This window comes from Sulfitobacter sp. R18_1 (assembly GCF_017743915.1).
Taxonomy (GTDB): Bacteria; Pseudomonadota; Alphaproteobacteria; order Rhodobacterales; family Rhodobacteraceae; genus Sulfitobacter; species Sulfitobacter faviae.
On the sequence record NZ_JAGHRG010000010.1, the window covers coordinates 100,207 to 118,043 of the forward strand.

At 63.2% G+C, this 17,837-nt stretch carries 15 protein-coding genes; 6 read left to right on the top strand and 9 right to left on the bottom strand.

Annotation, left to right across the window (positions count from 1 at the left end; translation table 11 throughout):
• Positions 1 to 53: 53 nt before the first annotated feature.
• Entirely contained in the window at positions 54 to 698 is a 645-nt protein-coding gene (locus J7392_RS18485; protein WP_209218846.1) for a DsbA family oxidoreductase, read from the top strand.
• A gap of 148 nt (positions 699 to 846) precedes the next feature.
• Positions 847 to 2,052, top strand: coding sequence for a multidrug effflux MFS transporter (locus J7392_RS18490; protein WP_209218961.1), 1,206 nt, complete (start codon positions 847 to 849; stop codon positions 2,050 to 2,052).
• Positions 2,053 to 2,071: 19 nt separating this feature from the next.
• On the opposite strand, the gene mfd is transcribed toward J7392_RS18490, so the two are convergent.
• Complete coding sequence (gene mfd / locus J7392_RS18495; RefSeq protein ID WP_209218847.1) at positions 2,072 to 5,542, bottom strand: transcription-repair coupling factor; 3,471 nt, start codon at positions 5,540 to 5,542, stop codon at positions 2,072 to 2,074.
• Between the two features lie 31 nt (positions 5,543 to 5,573).
• On the bottom strand, positions 5,574 to 6,101 hold the full coding sequence (locus tag J7392_RS18500; protein WP_136720314.1) for a component of SufBCD complex: 528 nt from the start codon (positions 6,099 to 6,101) through the stop codon (positions 5,574 to 5,576).
• 119 nt (positions 6,102 to 6,220) lie between these two features.
• On the opposite strand from J7392_RS18500, the gene hemB reads away from it, so the two are divergent.
• Positions 6,221 to 7,231: a porphobilinogen synthase gene (hemB, locus tag J7392_RS18505; RefSeq protein ID WP_209218848.1), complete on the top strand. Its 1,011-nt coding sequence runs from the start codon at positions 6,221 to 6,223 to the stop codon at positions 7,229 to 7,231.
• A 121-nt stretch (positions 7,232 to 7,352) separates the two neighbouring features.
• Positions 7,353 to 7,919, top strand: a complete 567-nt coding sequence (locus tag J7392_RS18510) for a YSC84-related protein (RefSeq protein WP_209218849.1) — start codon at positions 7,353 to 7,355, stop codon at positions 7,917 to 7,919.
• Positions 7,920 to 8,099: 180 nt separating this feature from the next.
• Here the strand turns inward: J7392_RS18510 and J7392_RS18515 are convergent, their stop codons facing one another.
• Positions 8,100 to 8,972, bottom strand: coding sequence for an NAD(P)-dependent oxidoreductase (locus tag J7392_RS18515; RefSeq protein WP_209218850.1), 873 nt, complete (start codon positions 8,970 to 8,972; stop codon positions 8,100 to 8,102).
• A 96-nt stretch (positions 8,973 to 9,068) separates the two neighbouring features.
• On the opposite strand from J7392_RS18515, the gene J7392_RS18520 reads away from it, so the two are divergent.
• Together J7392_RS18520 and J7392_RS18525 are read left to right on the top strand one after the other, a co-directional pair.
• Positions 9,069 to 11,537 carry a penicillin acylase family protein gene (locus tag J7392_RS18520; RefSeq protein ID WP_209218851.1) on the top strand — a complete coding sequence of 823 codons (2,469 nt, stop codon included), beginning with the start codon at positions 9,069 to 9,071 and terminating at the stop codon, positions 11,535 to 11,537.
• A complete protein-coding gene (locus J7392_RS18525) occupies positions 11,534 to 12,100 on the top strand; it encodes a pseudouridine synthase (RefSeq protein WP_209218852.1) in 567 nt (188 codons plus the stop codon). Before J7392_RS18520 ends, J7392_RS18525 begins: the two co-directional genes overlap by 4 nt.
• Here the strand turns inward: J7392_RS18525 and J7392_RS18530 are convergent.
• The 6 genes from J7392_RS18530 to trkA form a co-directional block, all read right to left on the bottom strand.
• The gene (locus tag J7392_RS18530) at positions 12,097 to 12,498 is read right to left on the bottom strand and encodes a DUF2177 family protein (protein ID WP_209218853.1); all 402 of its coding nucleotides are present in this window, start codon (positions 12,496 to 12,498) and stop codon (positions 12,097 to 12,099) included. The two genes, J7392_RS18525 and J7392_RS18530, sit on opposite strands and share 4 nt — an antisense overlap.
• A gap of 99 nt (positions 12,499 to 12,597) precedes the next feature.
• Positions 12,598 to 13,089: a GNAT family N-acetyltransferase gene (locus tag J7392_RS18535; RefSeq protein WP_209218854.1), complete on the bottom strand. Its 492-nt coding sequence runs from the start codon at positions 13,087 to 13,089 to the stop codon at positions 12,598 to 12,600.
• 43 nt (positions 13,090 to 13,132) lie between these two features.
• The gene (gene hflX, locus J7392_RS18540) at positions 13,133 to 14,431 is read right to left on the bottom strand and encodes a GTPase HflX (RefSeq protein ID WP_209218855.1); all 1,299 of its coding nucleotides are present in this window, start codon (positions 14,429 to 14,431) and stop codon (positions 13,133 to 13,135) included.
• Entirely contained in the window at positions 14,428 to 14,667 is a 240-nt protein-coding gene (hfq, locus tag J7392_RS18545) for an RNA chaperone Hfq (protein WP_007119530.1), read from the bottom strand. The genes hflX and hfq overlap by 4 nt, the downstream gene beginning before the upstream one ends.
• A gap of 130 nt (positions 14,668 to 14,797) precedes the next feature.
• Positions 14,798 to 16,414 carry a potassium transporter TrkG gene (locus J7392_RS18550; protein WP_247738100.1) on the bottom strand — a complete coding sequence of 539 codons (1,617 nt, stop codon included), beginning with the start codon at positions 16,412 to 16,414 and terminating at the stop codon, positions 14,798 to 14,800.
• On the bottom strand, positions 16,365 to 17,741 hold the full coding sequence (gene trkA, locus J7392_RS18555) for a Trk system potassium transporter TrkA (protein WP_209218856.1): 1,377 nt from the start codon (positions 17,739 to 17,741) through the stop codon (positions 16,365 to 16,367). The genes J7392_RS18550 and trkA overlap by 50 nt, the downstream gene beginning before the upstream one ends.
• Positions 17,742 to 17,837 lie beyond the last annotated feature (96 nt).

The following is a 17,837-nucleotide window of genomic DNA, read 5'->3' on the forward strand; positions in this document are numbered from 1 at the left end:
GATACCGGCCCCGGCCCGCTATGCCCATTGCGCAGCAATAGATGGGGCGCATCATGGCCGAAGCGATCAAACTCGATATCATGTCAGACCCGATCTGCCCGTGGTGCTATATCGGCAAGGCGCATCTGGACCGCGCTTTGCAGGACCATCCCGACCATCCCTTTGCCATCGAATGGCACCCGTTCCAGCTCAACCCCGACATGCCGCGCGAAGGCATGGACCGGCGCAGCTATCTTGAACGCAAGTTCAGCGGCAAGGAAGGCGCCGTGCGCGCCTATGCACCGGTCGTGGAACATGCCGAGAAGGCCGGGCTGAAGATCAATTTCGAGGCCATGCAGCGCACGCCCAACACGCTGGATGCGCACCGTCTGATCCATTGGGCCGGGATCGAAGGCCGCCAGACCGCCGCTGTCTCCGCCCTTTTCAAAGCCTATTTCGTCGATGCCCGCGACATCGGTGACGCCGAGGTACTGGCCGATATCGCTGACAGTATCGAGATGGACGCCGCCGTGGTCACCCGCCTGCTGAAATCCAATGTCGACGCGCAGGACATCCGCGACCGTGATGCCCATAGCCGCAAGATGGGCGTGAACTCGGTGCCGACCTTCATCGTCGCTAACACCCATGCCGTGCCCGGCGCGCAGCCGCCCGAGCTATGGGCACAGGTCATTGCCGATCTGACCAATCAGCAGGACTAAACAGGGCGGCAATCATTGCCAAGTTAAGCGTTCTCGACTATCGAGAGCGCAACCACAAGTTATTCCCTGAATCCTGCCCAAACGGATCCGCCGTTCGGGACAATCGCCGGAGTGCGCCTTCGTGACCACCGAAAAACCAGAATTCTCTATGGGGCGGATCGAATTCGTCGGCCTTATCGCGATGATGATCGCCACCATCGCCTTTTCCATCGACGCGATGCTGCCCGCCCTCCCCGAGATCGCGGCGGAACTCTCGCCCGAGATGGCCCACCGCGCCCCGCTGATCCTAACAGCCTTCGTGCTGGGCATGGGGCTGGGCACATTCTTTAGCGGCGCGCTGTCGGATGCATTCGGCCGCCGCAATGTCGTCTTCGGCGGGGCGGCGCTCTATTGTCTTTCGGCCTTCGTCGCTTGGATGAGCAACTCTCTCGAAGTCATGCTCGTGGCACGCATCTTCCAAGGGCTTGGCGCCTCTGGCCCGCGTGTGGTGGCCGTGGCGATCATTCGTGACCTCTACGCGGGGCGCGAGATGGCGCGGATCATGTCGGTGGTGATGATGGTCTTCGCGCTGGTGCCCGCCTTGGCCCCGATGCTGGGCGCGGGGATCATCCTGACGGCGGGCTGGCGCGCGATTTTCATCGCCTTCATGGCTTTCTCGCTCATCTCGGTCATCTGGATGGCCCTGCGCCTGCCCGAAACACTTGCCCCCGAAGACCGCCGCCCGCTGCGCGCACGGCTGATCATTGGCGCGGTGCGGGAGTTGGTCGGCCACCCCACGGTGCGCCTGTCGATCCTCGTGCAGTCGCTCGCCATGGCAATGCTCTTTTCGATGCTGATGCTGGTGCAGCCGATCTATGACACCGTCTATGGCCGGGGCGAAAGCTTCCCACTGTGGTTCGGCGGCATCGCCGTGGTGGCGGCCAGCGCCAGCCTGATCAACGCGCTTTTGGTCGTCCGCTACGGCATGCGGCGGCTGGTGACCATTGCCTTGGGCGTGCAAATCCTGCTGTCGGGGGCCATGTATTTCCTCAACCTCGGCGCCCTGCCCGACCCTTACGGCTTTGCCGCCTTCGTGTTCTTCCAGACCTGCCTGTTCTTCCAAGCGGGGCTGACATTGGGCAACCTCAACGCCATCGCGATGGAGCCGATGGGCCATATCGCAGGCATGGCGGCTTCGGTCGTGGGGGCAATTTCTACCGTGCTGGCGGCGCTGATCGCCTCCCCGGTGGGGTTGATGTTCGACGGCACGACCAAGCCGCTGGCGCTGGCCATGCTGCTGATGGCAATCGCGGCCTATGCGCTGATGCTCTACATGGGGCGGGTGGAGAACCGGCAGCCGGCGGCGGCGGAATAACCGCCGCCTTTCGAAGGGCTTAGCCCTTCGCCTTGGCCTTTTTCGCGGTCTTTTCCTTGGCGATCACATGTTCGGCCAAATCGCGCGCAATGGCAAAGGCACCTTTGATCTTATCGGCATCCGTCTTCCAATCCCGGCGCACGACGATCTTGTTGTCCTTCACCTTCGCCAGCCCGCGCTGGTCCTGAATGAACTTCACCAACCCCTCGGGCGAGGCGAATTTGTCGTTGTGGAACTGGATCGTCGCGCCCTTTGGCCCGCCGTCGAGCTTGGCGATCCCGGCGCGCTTGCACATCGCCTTGATCCGCACCACCAGCATCAGGGTGTTGACCTCCTTCGGCAGCTTGCCGAAACGGTCGATCAACTCGGCGGCGAAACCTTCCAGTTCGACCTTGGTCGATAGCTCGCTCAGGCGGCGATAGAGGCCAAGCCGCACGTCGAGATCGGGCACATAGTCGTCGGGGATCAGCACCGGCACGCCAAGGTTGATCTGCGGCGCCCATTGCTCGTCGGCCTCGGACAGCCCCTCCAGCTCGCCCGCCTTGATCTTGGCAATCGCCTCTTCCAACATGGACTGATAAAGCTCGAAACCCACGTCGCGCATCTGGCCGGACTGTTCTTCGCCCAGCAGGTTGCCCGCGCCGCGAATGTCGAGGTCTTGGGATGCCAGCGTGAAGCCCGCGCCGAGCGTGTCGAGGCTGCCCAGCACCCGCAGGCGTTTCTGGGCCGTGTCGGTCAGCTTGGCGCGGGGCTTGGTCGTGAGATAGGCATAGGCGCGCGTCTTCGAGCGCCCCACCCGGCCCCGGATCTGGTAGAGCTGCGCCAGCCCGAACATATCCGCGCGGTGCACGATCATCGTGTTGGCGGTGGGAATGTCGAGGCCGGATTCGACGATGGTTGTCGCCAACAGAATGTCGAACTTGCCGTCGTAGAAAGCGTTCATCCGGTCGTCGAGCTCCCCCGGCGCCATCTGGCCGTGGGCGACGACGTAAGAAAGCTCGGGCAGTTGTGCCTTCAAAAACTCCTCGATCTCGCGCAGGTCACTCACGCGCGGCACCACGTAGAAGCTCTGCCCGCCACGGTAATGCTCGCGCAAGAGCGCCTCGCGGATGGTCACCGCGTCAAACTCGCTGACATAGGTGCGGATCGACAGGCGGTCGACAGGCGGCGTGCCAATGATCGACAGGTCGCGCACGCCGGTGAGCGACAGTTGCAAAGTGCGCGGGATCGGCGTGGCGGTGAGGGTCAGCACGTGAATATCCGTGCGCAGCGCCTTCAACCGCTCCTTATGGGTGACGCCAAAGTGTTGTTCTTCATCAATAATCAACAGGCCGAGGTCGTTGAAACGAATCCCCTTTGCCAGCAGCGCATGGGTGCCGATGACGATATCGACCGTGCCCTTGGCCATCCCCTCACGCGTCGCCGCCGCTTCTTTGGCCGAGACGAAACGGCTGAGTTGCCGCACGTTGATTGGGAAGCCGCGGAAGCGTTCCGCGAAGCTCTTGTAGTGCTGGCGCGCGAGCAGGGTGGTCGGCGCGATCACCGCGACCTGCACGCCCGACATGGCCGCGACGAAGGCCGCGCGCATCGCCACCTCGGTCTTGCCGAAACCCACATCGCCGCAAACCAGACGGTCCATCGGGTTGCCGGAGGTCAGATCGTCGATCACATCACCGATGGCGCGGAGCTGGTCGTCGGTTTCCGTGTAAGGGAAACGGGCCGAGAATGCGTCCCACATCCCCGGCGGCGGGTCGAGCACGGGCGCTTTGCGCAGGCTGCGTTCGGCGGCGATGCGGATGAGCTTGTCCGCCATCTCGCGAATGCGTTCTTTGAGCTTGGCCTTTTTCGACTGCCATGCGCCGCCGCCGAGTTTGTCGAGAAGCCCTTCCTCATGCCCGTAGCGCGACAGCAGTTCTATATTCTCCACCGGCAGGTAAAGCTTTGACTGTTCGGCATATTCCAGCACGAGGCACTCATGCGCGGCCCCGGCGGCGGTAACCACCTCCATCCCGTGATAGCGCCCGATGCCGTGGTCGACATGGACCACCAGATCGCCGGGGCTGAGGCTTTGCGCCTCGGTCAGGAAGTTCTCGGCCCGGCGCTTGCGTTTCGGCGCACGGATCAGACGGTCGCCCAGCACGTCCTGTTCTGAGATCACCGTCATCCCCGGCGCCTCGAACCCATGCTCCAGCGCCCAAACCGCCAGATGCAGCCCGCGCTTGCCGACGCGGGTGGCATCCATCACCGGGATCGCCTCGGCCAGACCTTCGTCTTCGATCAGCCCGGTCAGGCGCTCCCGCGCGCCTTCGGAGTAGCTGGCGATCAGCACCGGCCCAACTTCAAGCTTTGCTTTAATATGCCCGGCCAAGGCACCGAAAAGACTAACGGATTCCTGCTGACGCTCAGGGGCGAAATTGCGCCCGAGCCGCGCGCCTGCATCCAGCACTCCCGGCCCCGTGGGCTGCGGCAGCGGGTTGAACTGGATGACGCGGTGATCCAGCAACGCTTGGGTCCAGGCCTCATCGGTCAGGTACAGCCCCTCAGGTGGGGCCGGTTTGTACACGCTGTCCATCTTCGAGCGCGTCTTCATCGCCAGTTTGCGGGTCTCATACTGGTCTTCGATGGTTTCCCACCGCGCAATCCGCATCGGGGTCAATTGATCGTCCAGAGTGACCGTCGCCTTGGGTAGATAGTCAAAAAGCGTTTCCAGATCGTCGTGGAAAAACGCGAGCCAATGCTCCGCACCCTGATGTTTGCGGCCCGCGCTGATCGCCTCGTAAAGCGGATCGTCGGTGCCCGCGGCGCCGAATTCGATGCGGTAGTTCTGGCGGAACCGGGTGATCGCGGCCTCGTGGAGGATGACCTCGCTCACCGGGGCAAGCTCGACCAGATCGAGCTTTTCGGTGGTCCGCTGCGTCGCCGGATCAAACCGCCGCGCGCCATCCAGCACGTCGCCGAAAAGATCAAGCCGCACCGGGCCAAGATCGCCGGGCGGGTAAATATCGATGATCCCGCCGCGCACAGCGTAATCGCCCGGCTCCATCACGGTGGGGCTTTGCACGAAGCCCATGCGGACCAAAAACGCGCGCAGCGCCTTTTCGTCGATCCGGCTGCCGACGCGGGCGGCAAAGGCCGCGTCGCGCAGGGTGTCGCGGGCGGGGATGCGTTGGCTGGCCGCGTTCAAGGTCGTCAGCAGGACGAACTGATCGGGCATCCCATGCACCAGCGCCGCCAGCGTCGCCATCCGCTGGGCCGAGATATCGGCGTTGGGCGATACCCGGTCATAGGGCAGACAATCCCACCCCGGGAAGGTGACGACCGGCATGTCGGGTGCGTAGAACCGCAAGGCGGCCTGCATCGCCGCCATGCGCTTGTCATCGCGCGCCACATGGACCACCGGCTGGCCGCCCTTGGCGATTTCATCGAGGATGGCGCGGGCATCATAGCCTTCGGGAACGCCGGAGAGGGTGATATTGCGCGGATCGTTCATCGGGTCTCAATTGGCCCTCGGAGGGGGGCTGTCAACCCGCCAGCGGGCCGATGCTTAGATTTTGATACATTCCCCAAAGCGCGGTCACGAAGATCGAGACCATGCCGATGATCTGGGTGTAAAGCCGGTGCCGCATCAATCGCCGCCGCAGCACCTCACCGGTTGAGCCTTCGATGCGAATGAGCCGCGCGGTCGACAGGCTCAAAAGCCCCACCAGCGACATGGGAAAACCCAAGAGCAGCAAGGCTTGGGCGAATTCGATGCCATAGACGAACCCCAAGAGCACCAGAGAGGTCAGTGCGAAGAACCCCAGCCCCAAAAGCCACAGCCCCGAGACCTGCGAGATATAGAGCATCCGGTTCACGTTGATCCGCACGATGTCCTCCAGATCGGCCTCGGCCTCTCCGCCATAGCGGCGGGCGCGCAGGACCATGTCGAAGGGCACGCCCAGCACCCAGTGGCTTGCCGTTGACCACATCACAGCCAGCGCGATCCAGAACCAAAGGTTCGAGAAAGAGCGCATGTCGATCATTTCGAAAAGGGTTTGATACCAGTCCAAGGCGTGCTCGTCCGAAATTTAAGTTCGCATCTCTTAGCCGCCCGGCGCGACAATTCATAGGGTTGAGGCGTTCAAAAATACATGGCAAGCCCTTGCCGAGCCATTCTGAGGTATAATTGATGCAACCCGTCCACGCCCCCTTCCCCGCCACACGCCTGCGCCGCACCCGTGCCAATGCCGGTATCCGCGCGTTGGTGCGCGAGAATGACCTGCACTTGGGCGATCTGATCTGGCCGGTTTTCGTGCGCGAAGGCGAGGGCGTGGAAGAGCCGATCCCCTCCATGCCCGGTGTCATGCGCCGCTCGGTCGACACCTTGGTCCCGGCGGTGCGCGCGGCCGCGGATCTGGGCATCGGCACGGTCTGCGTCTTCCCCTATACCGGGCCTGAGGACCGGACCGAGGATTGCGCCCGCGCATGGGATCCGCAGAACGCCACCAACCGCGCCATCGCCGCGATCAAAGAGGCGGTGCCGGAGATGGTGGTGATGACCGATGTGGCGCTCGATACCTATAACATCAACGGCCATGACGGTTTCGTCGAAGACGGCATCATCGTGAATGACCGCACGGTCGAGGCGCTGGTCAAGATGGCGCTGGCACAGGCCGAAGCAGGGGCGGATATCATCGGCCCTTCGGATATGATGGACGGGCGCATCGGCGCGATCCGCGCAGGTCTCGAAGAGGCTGGACATCAAGATGTGATGATCCTGAGCTACGCCGCCAAATACGCCAGCGCCTTCTACGGCCCCTTCCGCGACGCGGTTGGCGCCTCCTCGGCCCTGACCGGCGACAAGAAGACCTATCAGATGGATCCGGCCAATAGTGACGAGGCGCTGCGGCTAGTGGCGCGCGACCTCTCGGAGGGGGCGGATATGGTCATGGTGAAACCGGGGATGCCCTACCTTGATATTTGCCGCCGGGTAAAGGACGCCTTCGGCGCGCCGACCTTTGCCTATCAGGTCTCGGGCGAATACAGCATGATCAAGGGCGCGGCAGACCAAGGTTGGATCGACGGCGAACGCGCGATGATGGAGAGCCTTCTGGCCTTTAAACGCGCGGGCTGCGACGGCGTGCTGACCTATTTTGCCCCCGATGTCGCCCGGCTTTTGCTCAAAAAGCGCGTGACCTAAGGGCGTAAATCTGCGCACAGGGGCCAATGAACATGACAAACCGCGTGATTATGCGTAATCTCGCGCATAAGTCGGGAAAACCGGCAGCAGGCAACCGATCTTGAATATACAGGCAGAAAAGATGACCAATCAGACATATAACCGGCGCTTCGTGACATTGGGCGCCCTCTCGGCGCTCGGCGCGACCGCGGCCTGCGGCAATGGCGTGGGCGGACGCGGCAGCGCGATGATCGACGCGCGCGTGGATGCGACACTGGCCGAGATGTACCGCGGCTATCCCAACACCCGGCAATTGGCCGAAAAGGCCAATGGCATGTTGGTCATGCCGCTGGTGACGGAAGCGGGCCTCGGCTTTGGCGGTGCCTACGGGCGCGGCGCGCTGCGCGTGAACGACGTGACGGTGGACTATTATTCGGTGACCAAAGCCTCGGGCGGCTTGCAGATCGGCGCGCAGCAATATGCGCATGTGCTGTTCTTCATGACCGAACCCGCCCTGCGCGAATTCCGCCGCTCGCCGGGCTGGGCCGCGGGTGCCGGGCTGGAATACGTGATCTCGGACAAGGGCGACAGCGTGAACGCCGATACCACCACCGTCATGGCCCCGGTTCTGGCCGCCGTCTTTGGCCGCGCGGGCCTGCGCATCGGCGCGACGCTGGAAGGCACGAAATACACGCGGATCATTCCGTAAGGTCGGCTATATGCTAAATGACACGAACGCCCGGCTTCAGACCGGGCGTTTTTTTTGTCCTACGGCTTATAACGGGTTCCGCCCGGCCGCAGGCCGGGCAGCGCCGACCCGCCCCCCTGGGGCGGCGCTTTCAGCACCACCCCGCGGGTCGGCGCTGCCCTTCGCATTTGATCGATACGTTTACCCGAGGTTCTGCAACCGTTTGAACAGGCTCGACGTATCCCAACGCCCGCCGCCCATCTTCTGCACATCCTTGTAGAACTGATCGACCAGCGCGGTCACCGGCAGGCTCGCCCCGGTCTCATCCGCCGCATCGAGACAGATGCCCAAATCCTTGCGCATCCAATCCACCGCGAAGCCGTGATCGAACTTGTCGTCGAGCATGGTCTCATAGCGGTTTTCCATCTGCCATGACCCTGCCGCACCTTGGCTAATCACCTCGACCACCGCGCGGCCATCAAGGCCCGCCTTCTCGGCGAAATGCAGCGCCTCAGCGAGGCCCTGCACCAGACCGGCGATGGCGATCTGGTTGCACATCTTGGTCATCTGACCTGCGCCGCTTTCCCCGATGCGGCGGCAGATTTTCGCGTAGACCTCCATGATCGGCAGCGCCCGGTCAAAAGCGCCTTCGTCGCCGCCGCACATGATCGACAACTGGCCGTTTTCGGCACCCGCCTGACCGCCTGAGATCGGCGCGTCGACAAAGCTCACCTGCGCCTCATCGGCGGCGGCATAAAGCTCACGCGTCACAGCCGCCGAAACGGTGGTGTGATCGACAAAGATCGCCCCCGCCGTCATGCCGCCAAAGGCCCCGTCTTCCCCCAAACAGACTGAGCGCAGATCGTCGTCATTGCCCACACAGGCGATCACGAAATCCGCATCCTTTACCGCCGCACGCGGGGTCTTGGCCATGGCGCCGCCATAGGTTTTCACCCAGTCGCCGGCCTTGGCTTCGGTGCGGTTGTAGACGGTCACATCGTGGCCCGCCTTTTGCAGATGCCCCGCCATCGGAGCCCCCATGACCCCCAGTCCCAAAAACGCGAGCTTTGCCATGTGCTTTTCCTTGTCATTCAGTTGCGTTATTCCCTGTCATTACACCTACCACCCTGCGCGCTCCGGTCAATCTGCGCGCCAGTCGAGGATCCCCCGATGGCATTGATGTTTCGCTGGCTTATCCGATTGGCGGTGTTTCTCGTCACGCTGAGCGTCGTGGTTTTGGTGCTGGTCTATTGGTTCGCCGCACGGTCCCTGCCCGACTATGACGATACGGTCGAGGTCGCGGGCGTCAGCGCCCCGGTCGAGATCGTGCGCGACAATGCCAATGTGCCGCATATCTTCGGGCAGAGCGATGAGGCTGTCTTTTTCGGCCTCGGCTTCGCCCATGCCCAAGACCGGCTGTGGCAATTGATCACCCTGCGCCGCACCGCGCAGGGGCGGCTGTCCGAGGTCTTCGGCACCGCCACCATCACCACCGACAAGCTGATGCGGCGCTATGACATCTACCGGCTTGCCGTGGCGGCGGCGGATAAGCTCGACCCCGAAACCGAAGCGGCGCTTGAGGCTTATTCCGCCGGGATCAACGCGCGTCTCGACCAGATCAACACCGAAGCCTTGGGCCGCGGTGCGCCCGAGATGTGGCTCTTCAATGCGCCCATGGCCCCCTGGCGGCCCGCAGATTCACTCGCGATCACCAAACTCATGGGCCTGCAAATGTCGGGCCATCTGGAGGCCGAGGTGCTGCGCGCGCGGGTGTCTTTGGAGTTGAGCGATCCGGACCGTCTGCGCGACATCCTGCCCGAAGCGCCGGGCAGCGGGGTCGCCGCCCTGCCCGAATATGCCGCCCTCTTCCCCGAGGTCACCCGCCGACGCGCCGCCGCAGTGCCGATGACGCGCCACCCGCTGTCGCCCTTCAAACGGCAGGCCTTCGCCGGGGCTTCCAACGCTTGGGCCGCCGCGCCCTCGCGCTCTGCCGCGGGGGGCACGCTTTTGGCCAATGACCCGCATTTGGGCTTCACCGCCCCCGCGATCTGGTATCTGGCCCGGCTGGAGCTTGAGACCGGCGGCGTAATCGGTGGCACCATTCCGGGGATGCCCGTGGTGCTTACGGGCCGCAGCGCCGATCTGGGCTGGGGGCTGACCACCGCCTATGTCGACGATCAAGACGTCTATATCGAAGAGCTGAACCCCGACAACGCCGAGGAATACCGCACGCCCAACGGGTTCAAGAAATTCCGCAAACGCGCGTCGATCATCAATATCGCCGATGCCGACCCGATCACCGTCACCCTGCGCTGGACCGACAATGGCCCCGTGCTGCCCGGGAGCCACTACAACCTTGGCAGCATCACCCCGCCGGGGCATGTGGCCTCTATCGCCTCGACCCTCTTTACCGAAGAAGACACCTCGCTTGCCGCCGCGATGAAGGTAATGCGCGCGAAATCGGTGCAGCAGGCGATCAATGCCGCGACCGACTATGTGGCGCCCGCGCAGAACCTCACGCTGGTCGACCGCGACACCATCGCGATGAAGACCATTGGCGCCATGCCGCGCCGCGATGCCAATCACCAAAGCGAAGGGCGCATGCCCAGCCCCGGTTGGATCGCCGCCAACCGCTGGGACGGGATGCTGCCCTATACCGCGAACCCCGAATTCATCGCCCCCGCAGGCGGCATCCTTGGCAATACCAACAACAAGACGGTCGACCGCCCCTTCCCCAACCATGTCTCCTTTGTCTGGGGCGACACGCAGCGGGTGCAGCGTTGGCAGCGGCTGATGCAGAACCGCGAGGTGCACACCCGCGACAGTTTCATCGAAGCGCAGCTTGATACCGTCAGCCCCACAGCCCGGTCGCTGCTGCCGCTCATCGGCGCCGAGCTGTGGTTCACCGGAGAGGCCGCTCCCGATGGCACGCCCGAGCGCCAGCGCCAGCGCGCGCTCGACCTGCTCGCCGGTTGGTCGGGTGAGATGAACGAACACCTGCCCGAGCCGCTGATCTATGCCGCGTGGATCCGCGCCCTACAGGACCGGCTGATCCGCGATGAATTGGGACCGCTGGCCGAGGAATTCACCCATATCCAGCCGCTCTTCATCGAACGCGCCTTTCGCGATGTGCAGGGGGCCGCGAAGTGGTGCGACGTGCGCCAATCCGCCCCGGTGGAGACCTGCCACGACATGGCCCGGCTGGCGCTCGACGATGCGCTGCTCTGGATCAACGAGACATGGGGCACGCAGCTGGAATCGCTCCGCTGGGGCGACGCGCATCAGGCAACCCATGATCACCCCGTGCTGGGCGACGTGCCGCTTTTGCGCTACTTCGTGAACATTCGCCAGTCGACCTCGGGCGGGGACAATACCCTACAACGCGGGCTGACACGAGGCACCGGCAAAGACCCGTTTTATAACGTGCACGGCGCGGGCTATCGCGGCGTTTACGATTTTGCCGATCCCGACAGTTCGGTCTTTGTCTCCTCCACCGGGCAATCGGGGCATTTCCTGTCGCGCCATTACGATGATATGGCGCAACTCTGGCGGCGGGGCGAATATATCCCGATGTCGCTGGACGCCGAACTGGCCCGCGCCGCCGCCGTGGGCGTGACCCGATTGGAGCCTGCCCAATGACCGCCCGCGTAATCCTGCTGAACAAACCCTATGGCGTGCTGTCGCAATTCACCGACAAGGGCACCGAAGGCAGCACGCGGCCCACCCTCTCGGCCTATGTCGATGAAAAGGGGTTTTATCCTGCCGGGCGGCTCGACCGAGACAGCGAAGGGCTTTTGGTGCTGACCGACCACGGCCCGCTTCAGGCCCGCATCGCGCATCCGAAATACAAACGGCCCAAGAGCTATCTGGTGCAGGTCGAAGGCACGCCGGATGCCGCGGCGCTCGACGCGCTGCGCAAAGGTGTCGAACTGAAGGACGGTCTGACGAAACCCGCCCAAGTGGATCAGATCGACGCGCCTGATCAGCTTTGGCCCCGCGACCCGCCGGTGCGCTTTCGCAAGACGGTGCCCGACGCTTGGCTGCGCATCACCATCCGCGAGGGGCGCAACCGGCAAGTGCGGCGCATGACAGCCCATGTCGGCTTGCCCACGCTGCGGCTGATCCGCGAAAGCGTGGGTGACTGGACGCTGGCCGGGCTGCAGCCCGGCGCATGGCGCTGGTCGACCGAAACGGGCCGTTAGGTGAAGGCGCGGGTGATCGCCACACCCGCCGTCGCCGCCGTCCCGGTCAGGACCGAGCCCCAAGTGAAGTCGCGCGCGACCATGGCCCATGTCCAATCCTTGAGCGTCGCCAGATTGGTGAACTCATAGGTGCCATAGCCCATCGCCCCGATCAGCAACGCATTGCCAAAGACCCAGAGCAGCGAATGATCCTGCACCATCGCGGGCCAAGACACGAACCACAGCACCACGGCCACGAAGAAGGCGTAGAAGATCAGCGCCGGGGCCATGCGGAATTCATCCAACAGCCAGTTGCCGATATCACGCTCGAACGCAGGTTTGATGAGATAGGTCAGCCCGAGATAATCCAGCCCGAGGAAGATGACGACGGTTGAGATATAGAGGATGACGAGGGTCATGTTGCGCGCTCCGTTTTTGGTCATAGGACCATATGCGGCGCGGGGCGCGGAATTCGAGCGAATTGCGAGGAATATCGCACAGCCGCCCCCCGCTGATGCCTAAGGGCGCGACCACCGCATCAAAACCTCGTCATAGTAAACGCCATCCACTAAAAGCGCTTCTCTATCTACCGCCCATGGGGTGAACCCCATCCGCTTGTAGAGACGCAGCGCGGCTTGGTTCGTGGAAACGACAGATAGGCGGATCGAGGTGCAGGTGCCATCAGCCTGCCCCATAGCCGCCTCCATCAGAGCACTCGCCAGCCCGCCCCCGCGCGCTTCAGGTCGAACATACATACCCCAGATTGTCGCGATATGCCGGGTCTTCGGCGCCTGAGACTGCGCAAGACCAACGACGCCCTCAAGACGGCCGGCATCACTGAAGCCTCCGAAAACACAACCTGCCGCCAGCCGCTTTGCCACATCGGCAACTGACAGGCGGGATTCCTCCTCAAAGGACGCGCCAAAGGCTTCGGGGCATGCGCGCAGTCCTTCGAGCCTAAGCGCATGAAACCCGGCGGCATCACTCGCGTGGAGCTTTCGAATTTGCATCTTCACTGATCCACCCGACGCCGCAGTACCTGCGCTCAACCCGTTAAAGTTGCTGGAATTCCGCCTCTTGCCGCGCGGACCAGCGCACGGTGATCTCGAACCCGTCGTCGGTCTGGCGCTCGCCCTCGACCACGTCCTGCGCGAACAGCCAAGCGCGTTTCTTTCCGTCGGCGAAACCGAGGGTCAGCACGGCCTCGCGCACGGCACCTTGCAGCGCCTCGGCGATAGTTTCTTGCAGCGTCTCCAGCCCCTCGCCGGTGATGGCCGAGATCGCCAGCACGTCATCGTTGCGCGCGGCACGGGCGCGCATAGCCTCGGCCCGGTCTTCGGGCAGCAGGTCCAGCTTGTTCCAAACCTCGAAACTGCGGGTCTCTTTCGGGACGCCGAGAGAGGCGAGAATATCACGCACGTTCTGCGCCTGCTCCTCGGTCTCGGCGTGAGAGACATCGCGCACATGGCAGATGATATCGGCGGCCAAAACCTCTTCCAGCGTGGCGCGGAAGGCGGCGACGAGTTCCGTGGGCAGATCGCTGATGAAACCCACCGTGTCGCTGAGGATTATCTCAGGCCCATCGGAAAGCACGAGGCTGCGCATGGTCGGGTCGAGCGTGGCAAAGAGCATGTCCTTGGCCATGACCTCGGCCCCGGTCAAACGGTTGAAAAGCGTGGATTTCCCGGCGTTGGTATAGCCCACAAGCGCCACGATTGGGAACGGCACCTTGGCCCGTGCGGCACGGTGCAACGCGCGGGTTTTCACGACCTTTTCCAATTGGCGGCGCAGGCGCACCAATTGGTCGTCGATGGCACGGCGGTCAGCCTCGATCTGGGTCTCACCCGGACCGCCGACAAAGCCCAAACCGCCCCGCTGCCGCTCAAGGTGGGTCCACGCCCGGACAAGCCGCGTGCGCTGATAGTTCAGCGCGGCCATCTCAACCTGAAGCACCCCTTCGCGGGTCGCCGCACGGTCGCTGAAGATTTCGAGAATCAGCCCGGTCCGGTCGAGCAATTTGACGCCCCAAGCCTTCTCTAGATTGCGCTGCTGTACCGGGGTCACGGGGCCATCGACCAGCACGAGGTCGACCTCTGCCCCTTTCATGCGCTGCTCAAGCTCTTCGATCTTGCCCTTGCCGAACAGCATACCCGCATGCACCGTGCGCAGGGGCACGACTTCGGAGCCGACGACCTGCAACTCGGGCAGCGCCTCGGCCAATGCCACGGCTTCGGCCAGCGCGGGCTCGGGCGCGCGCCGGTCGTTGTCGGACTTGATATCAGGATGCAGCACCCAAGCGCGCGTTACGCGGGGCCCGTCGCTGTTGTCGATCTGAAATGCTGGACGGCTCAAGAAGCGTCTTCGCCCTCATATAGGCTGATCGGCTGGCTTGGCATGATGGTCGAAATCGCGTGTTTGTACACAAGTTGCGATTGACCGTCGCGGCGCAGCAGAACGCAGAAGTTGTCAAACCATGTAATGACGCCCTGCAATTTGACGCCATTGATCAGGAAAATTGTCACCGGTACTTTGGTCTTGCGAACGTGGTTAAGGAACGCATCCTGAAGGTTCTGTCTGTCTGACGCCATCGTAGTCTCGCCTTTTGTTCTTGCTGGCGTCCGCGTACCGGACCCCCCCATTGCCTCAAGTATGGAGTGCGAAAGCGTGAGTTTCCAGCCCCAATATCAGAGGACTAGGACGGTTCTAGCGCTAAACGTGTCAAGCGCGCCACAAATTCGGGGTCATCAGCGCAATAATCGCCAAGGTTTCGAGCCGCCCCAGCACCATCGCGCCGCTTAGGATAACTTTGGCCGCCAATCCCAGCTCGATCAGGTGGATGGGCTTGTCGGCGGCATGTTCGATCAGCGGCCCTGTGGTGGAGAGGGTGGCCACCGACATGACCACCGCCGCATCAAAGGAGGCGCCGGTCAGGGTCAGCAGGAGGGTCACCCCGGCCAGTGACATGGCGAAGAGCATGAAGAAGATCCAAGCAATGAAAGCCCCGTTGCTTTGCAAACGCCGCCCGGCCGCCCCCGCCCCGCTGACGGAGTTGGGATAGACCAGCCGGTCCATCTCGCGCACCCCGTTTTGATAAAGCGCAAAAACCCGCAGCAGTTTCACCCCGCCCGCCGTGGTGGCCACCCCGCCGCCGATCAGCGCAAGCCCCATGAGCACCAGCCCCGGCGTGCGCAGCCCCGACCAATTCTGCGCGTCGGCCCAATGCTCAGAGACGAAACCGGTGGTCGACAGGAAGGACAGCACCGTGAAGAGCCCGCCCCAAAGCGCGTGCAAGGCGCGGGTGCCGTCGACCTCAACCTCAACCTCAAAAGCGCCGATCCAATGGCGCGCGAACAGCAGCAGCGGCACGCCGATCACCACCAAAAGACCGATGCGAAACTCAGGGTCGGTCATCAACCCGCCTTGGGTTGCTGTGACGGTATCCTTGGAAAAGGTCAGCCGCGACAGGGCGAAAAGCATAAAGAGCATCATCACCGCCTCGCCCGTCACGCCGACCTGCGCCTCGGCCACGCCGCCGATGGGCGAGATGCCCGAGGTCGCCATGACCGACATGGCATGGCAAAGCGCCACCAAGGCCGTCTCCCCACCGATGACCAGCAAGAGCCACAGCAGGAGCGTCAGCCCAAAGTAGATCGGCAGGAGCGCTTGGGTGGTGCGCAGCAGCCGTTGGCGCGGGGTGATCCGGCCCATCCGCGTGTTGATCCGGTCGTCGGGCCGCCCCGGCTCAGCCTGCGCCGTGACCTCGAAGCCTCCCAAATGCAGCGGGGCCAGAATGGCCGAAGCCGTGACCCACATCAGCAGTCCGCCCATCCAGCCGACCTGCGCGCGCCACAGATGCAGCGTGTCGCTCAGCCGTTCGGGGTTGAACATGGTGGCCCCGGTGGTGGTCAAAGCGCTGACCATCTCGAAATATACATTCACGAAACGCGTCGTCGGCAGCGCCTCAAGAAAAGGCACCGCAAAGAAGACCGGCAGCAAAACAAAGGCCGAGAGCAACGACAAAAGCGGCCCAAGCGCCCCGTCCAAAGGTTTGCGCCCGGCATGGGCGATGGCGATGAGCGTGAAGGCCACAAGCCCCAAAAGCCCCGCATATAGAAAGGCCCGGCTGGCCAAATGATCGTTCATCACCAACCCGTGGATCGACGGCAGGATCATCGATAGGGCGGAGACGCCGAACAGCTGCAAGAACAGCGGCAGCTGCACGATCTCCCGGCGGATGCCGGTCGGGCCTATGCGGGTCGGTTGCGTCACAAAGGCGCTCCTGCGCTTAGAAAAAGTCGATCGAGACCTGCAAAAGCTGTTCGACCCGCGGCACATCCTCGGCCAGAGCAAAGAGCGCGACCACATCGCCTTCGTCGATCCGCGTGCTGCCCAAGGGGCGAATGACCCTGCCTTCCTTGCGCAGCATGCCAATCAAAACACCTTCGGGGAAGTCGATTTCCGACACTTTCTTGCCCGCAAGGGGCGAGGTTGACAGCACTTCGGCCTCGATCACCTCGGCCTCGGCGTCACCGATGGAATAGACCGCTCGCACCCGGCCATGGCGGATGTGACGCAGGATCGAACTCACGGTCGTGGCGCGCGGGTTGATATAGGCGTCGATGCCGAGGTGGGTCATCAGCGGCACCAGCGTTGGGTCGTTGATCAGCGCGATGACATAGGGGCAGCCCTCGGCCTTGGCGCGGACGCAAGACAGCATGTTGGTCTTATCGTCGTCGGTCACCGCCAGCATCGCATCGGCGCGGCTGATGCCCGCCTCGGCCAGCAGCGCCGCATCCAGCCCGTCGCCATTGAGCACGATTGTCCGTTCCAACCCTTCGGCAGCGCGTTCGGCGCATTTTCGGTTCTTCTCGATCATTTTGGTGCGCACGCGCAGAGGCCCGCTTTCCAGATGCTGCGCCACGGTCAGGCCGACATTGCCGCCGCCCACGAGCACGACACGCTCTTGCTTGGTGGTTTGTTTGCCGAAAATCTCCATCGTGCGGGCGATGTCGTCGTGATGCGAAAAGACGTAGCAGTCATCGCCAACGAAAAGCTGGTCCTTCGCCTCGGGCGCGAACAGCGTGCCATCGCGGCGCACGCCCACGACGACCGCGCGTAGGGTCGAGAAGAGATCGGTGAGCTGCCGCAGCGGCGTGTTCACCACCGGGCAATCGCTGTCGATGGTAATCCCGAGAAGCTGTGCCTGCCCGTCCATGAAAATCTCGGTGTCAAAGGCGGCGGGCGCACTGAGACGCTGAAGGGCTGCGGTGGCGACTTCCTTTTCAGGGGAAATCACCACGTCGATCGGCATGTGATCGCGGCGGTAGAGGTCGGAGTAGATCGCGTCGAGATAGGATTGGCTGCGCAGCCGCGCGATCTTGCGGTTGATGCCAAAGACCGAATGCGCCACCTGACAGGTCACCATATTGACCTCGTCGGAATGGGTCGCGGCGATAATCATCTCGGCGTCCCGCGCGCCTGCACGGTCCAGCACGTCAGGGTAACTCGCGAAACCGGCGATGCCCTGCACATCCAGCGTATCGGTGGCGCGGCGGATCAATTCGGCATTGCTGTCGACCACGGTCACATCGTTGCGCTCTCCGCTGAGGTGACGGGCAATCTGCCAACCCACCTGCCCTGCGCCGCAAATGATGATTTTCATGAAGGCTTCCTTACCCTAAGCAAAGATCGTGTGAGGGTTGTCTTGGGTCGGTTAGAGGGCATGACAGATGGGTTGGCAAGGGTCAAATCAATTGTC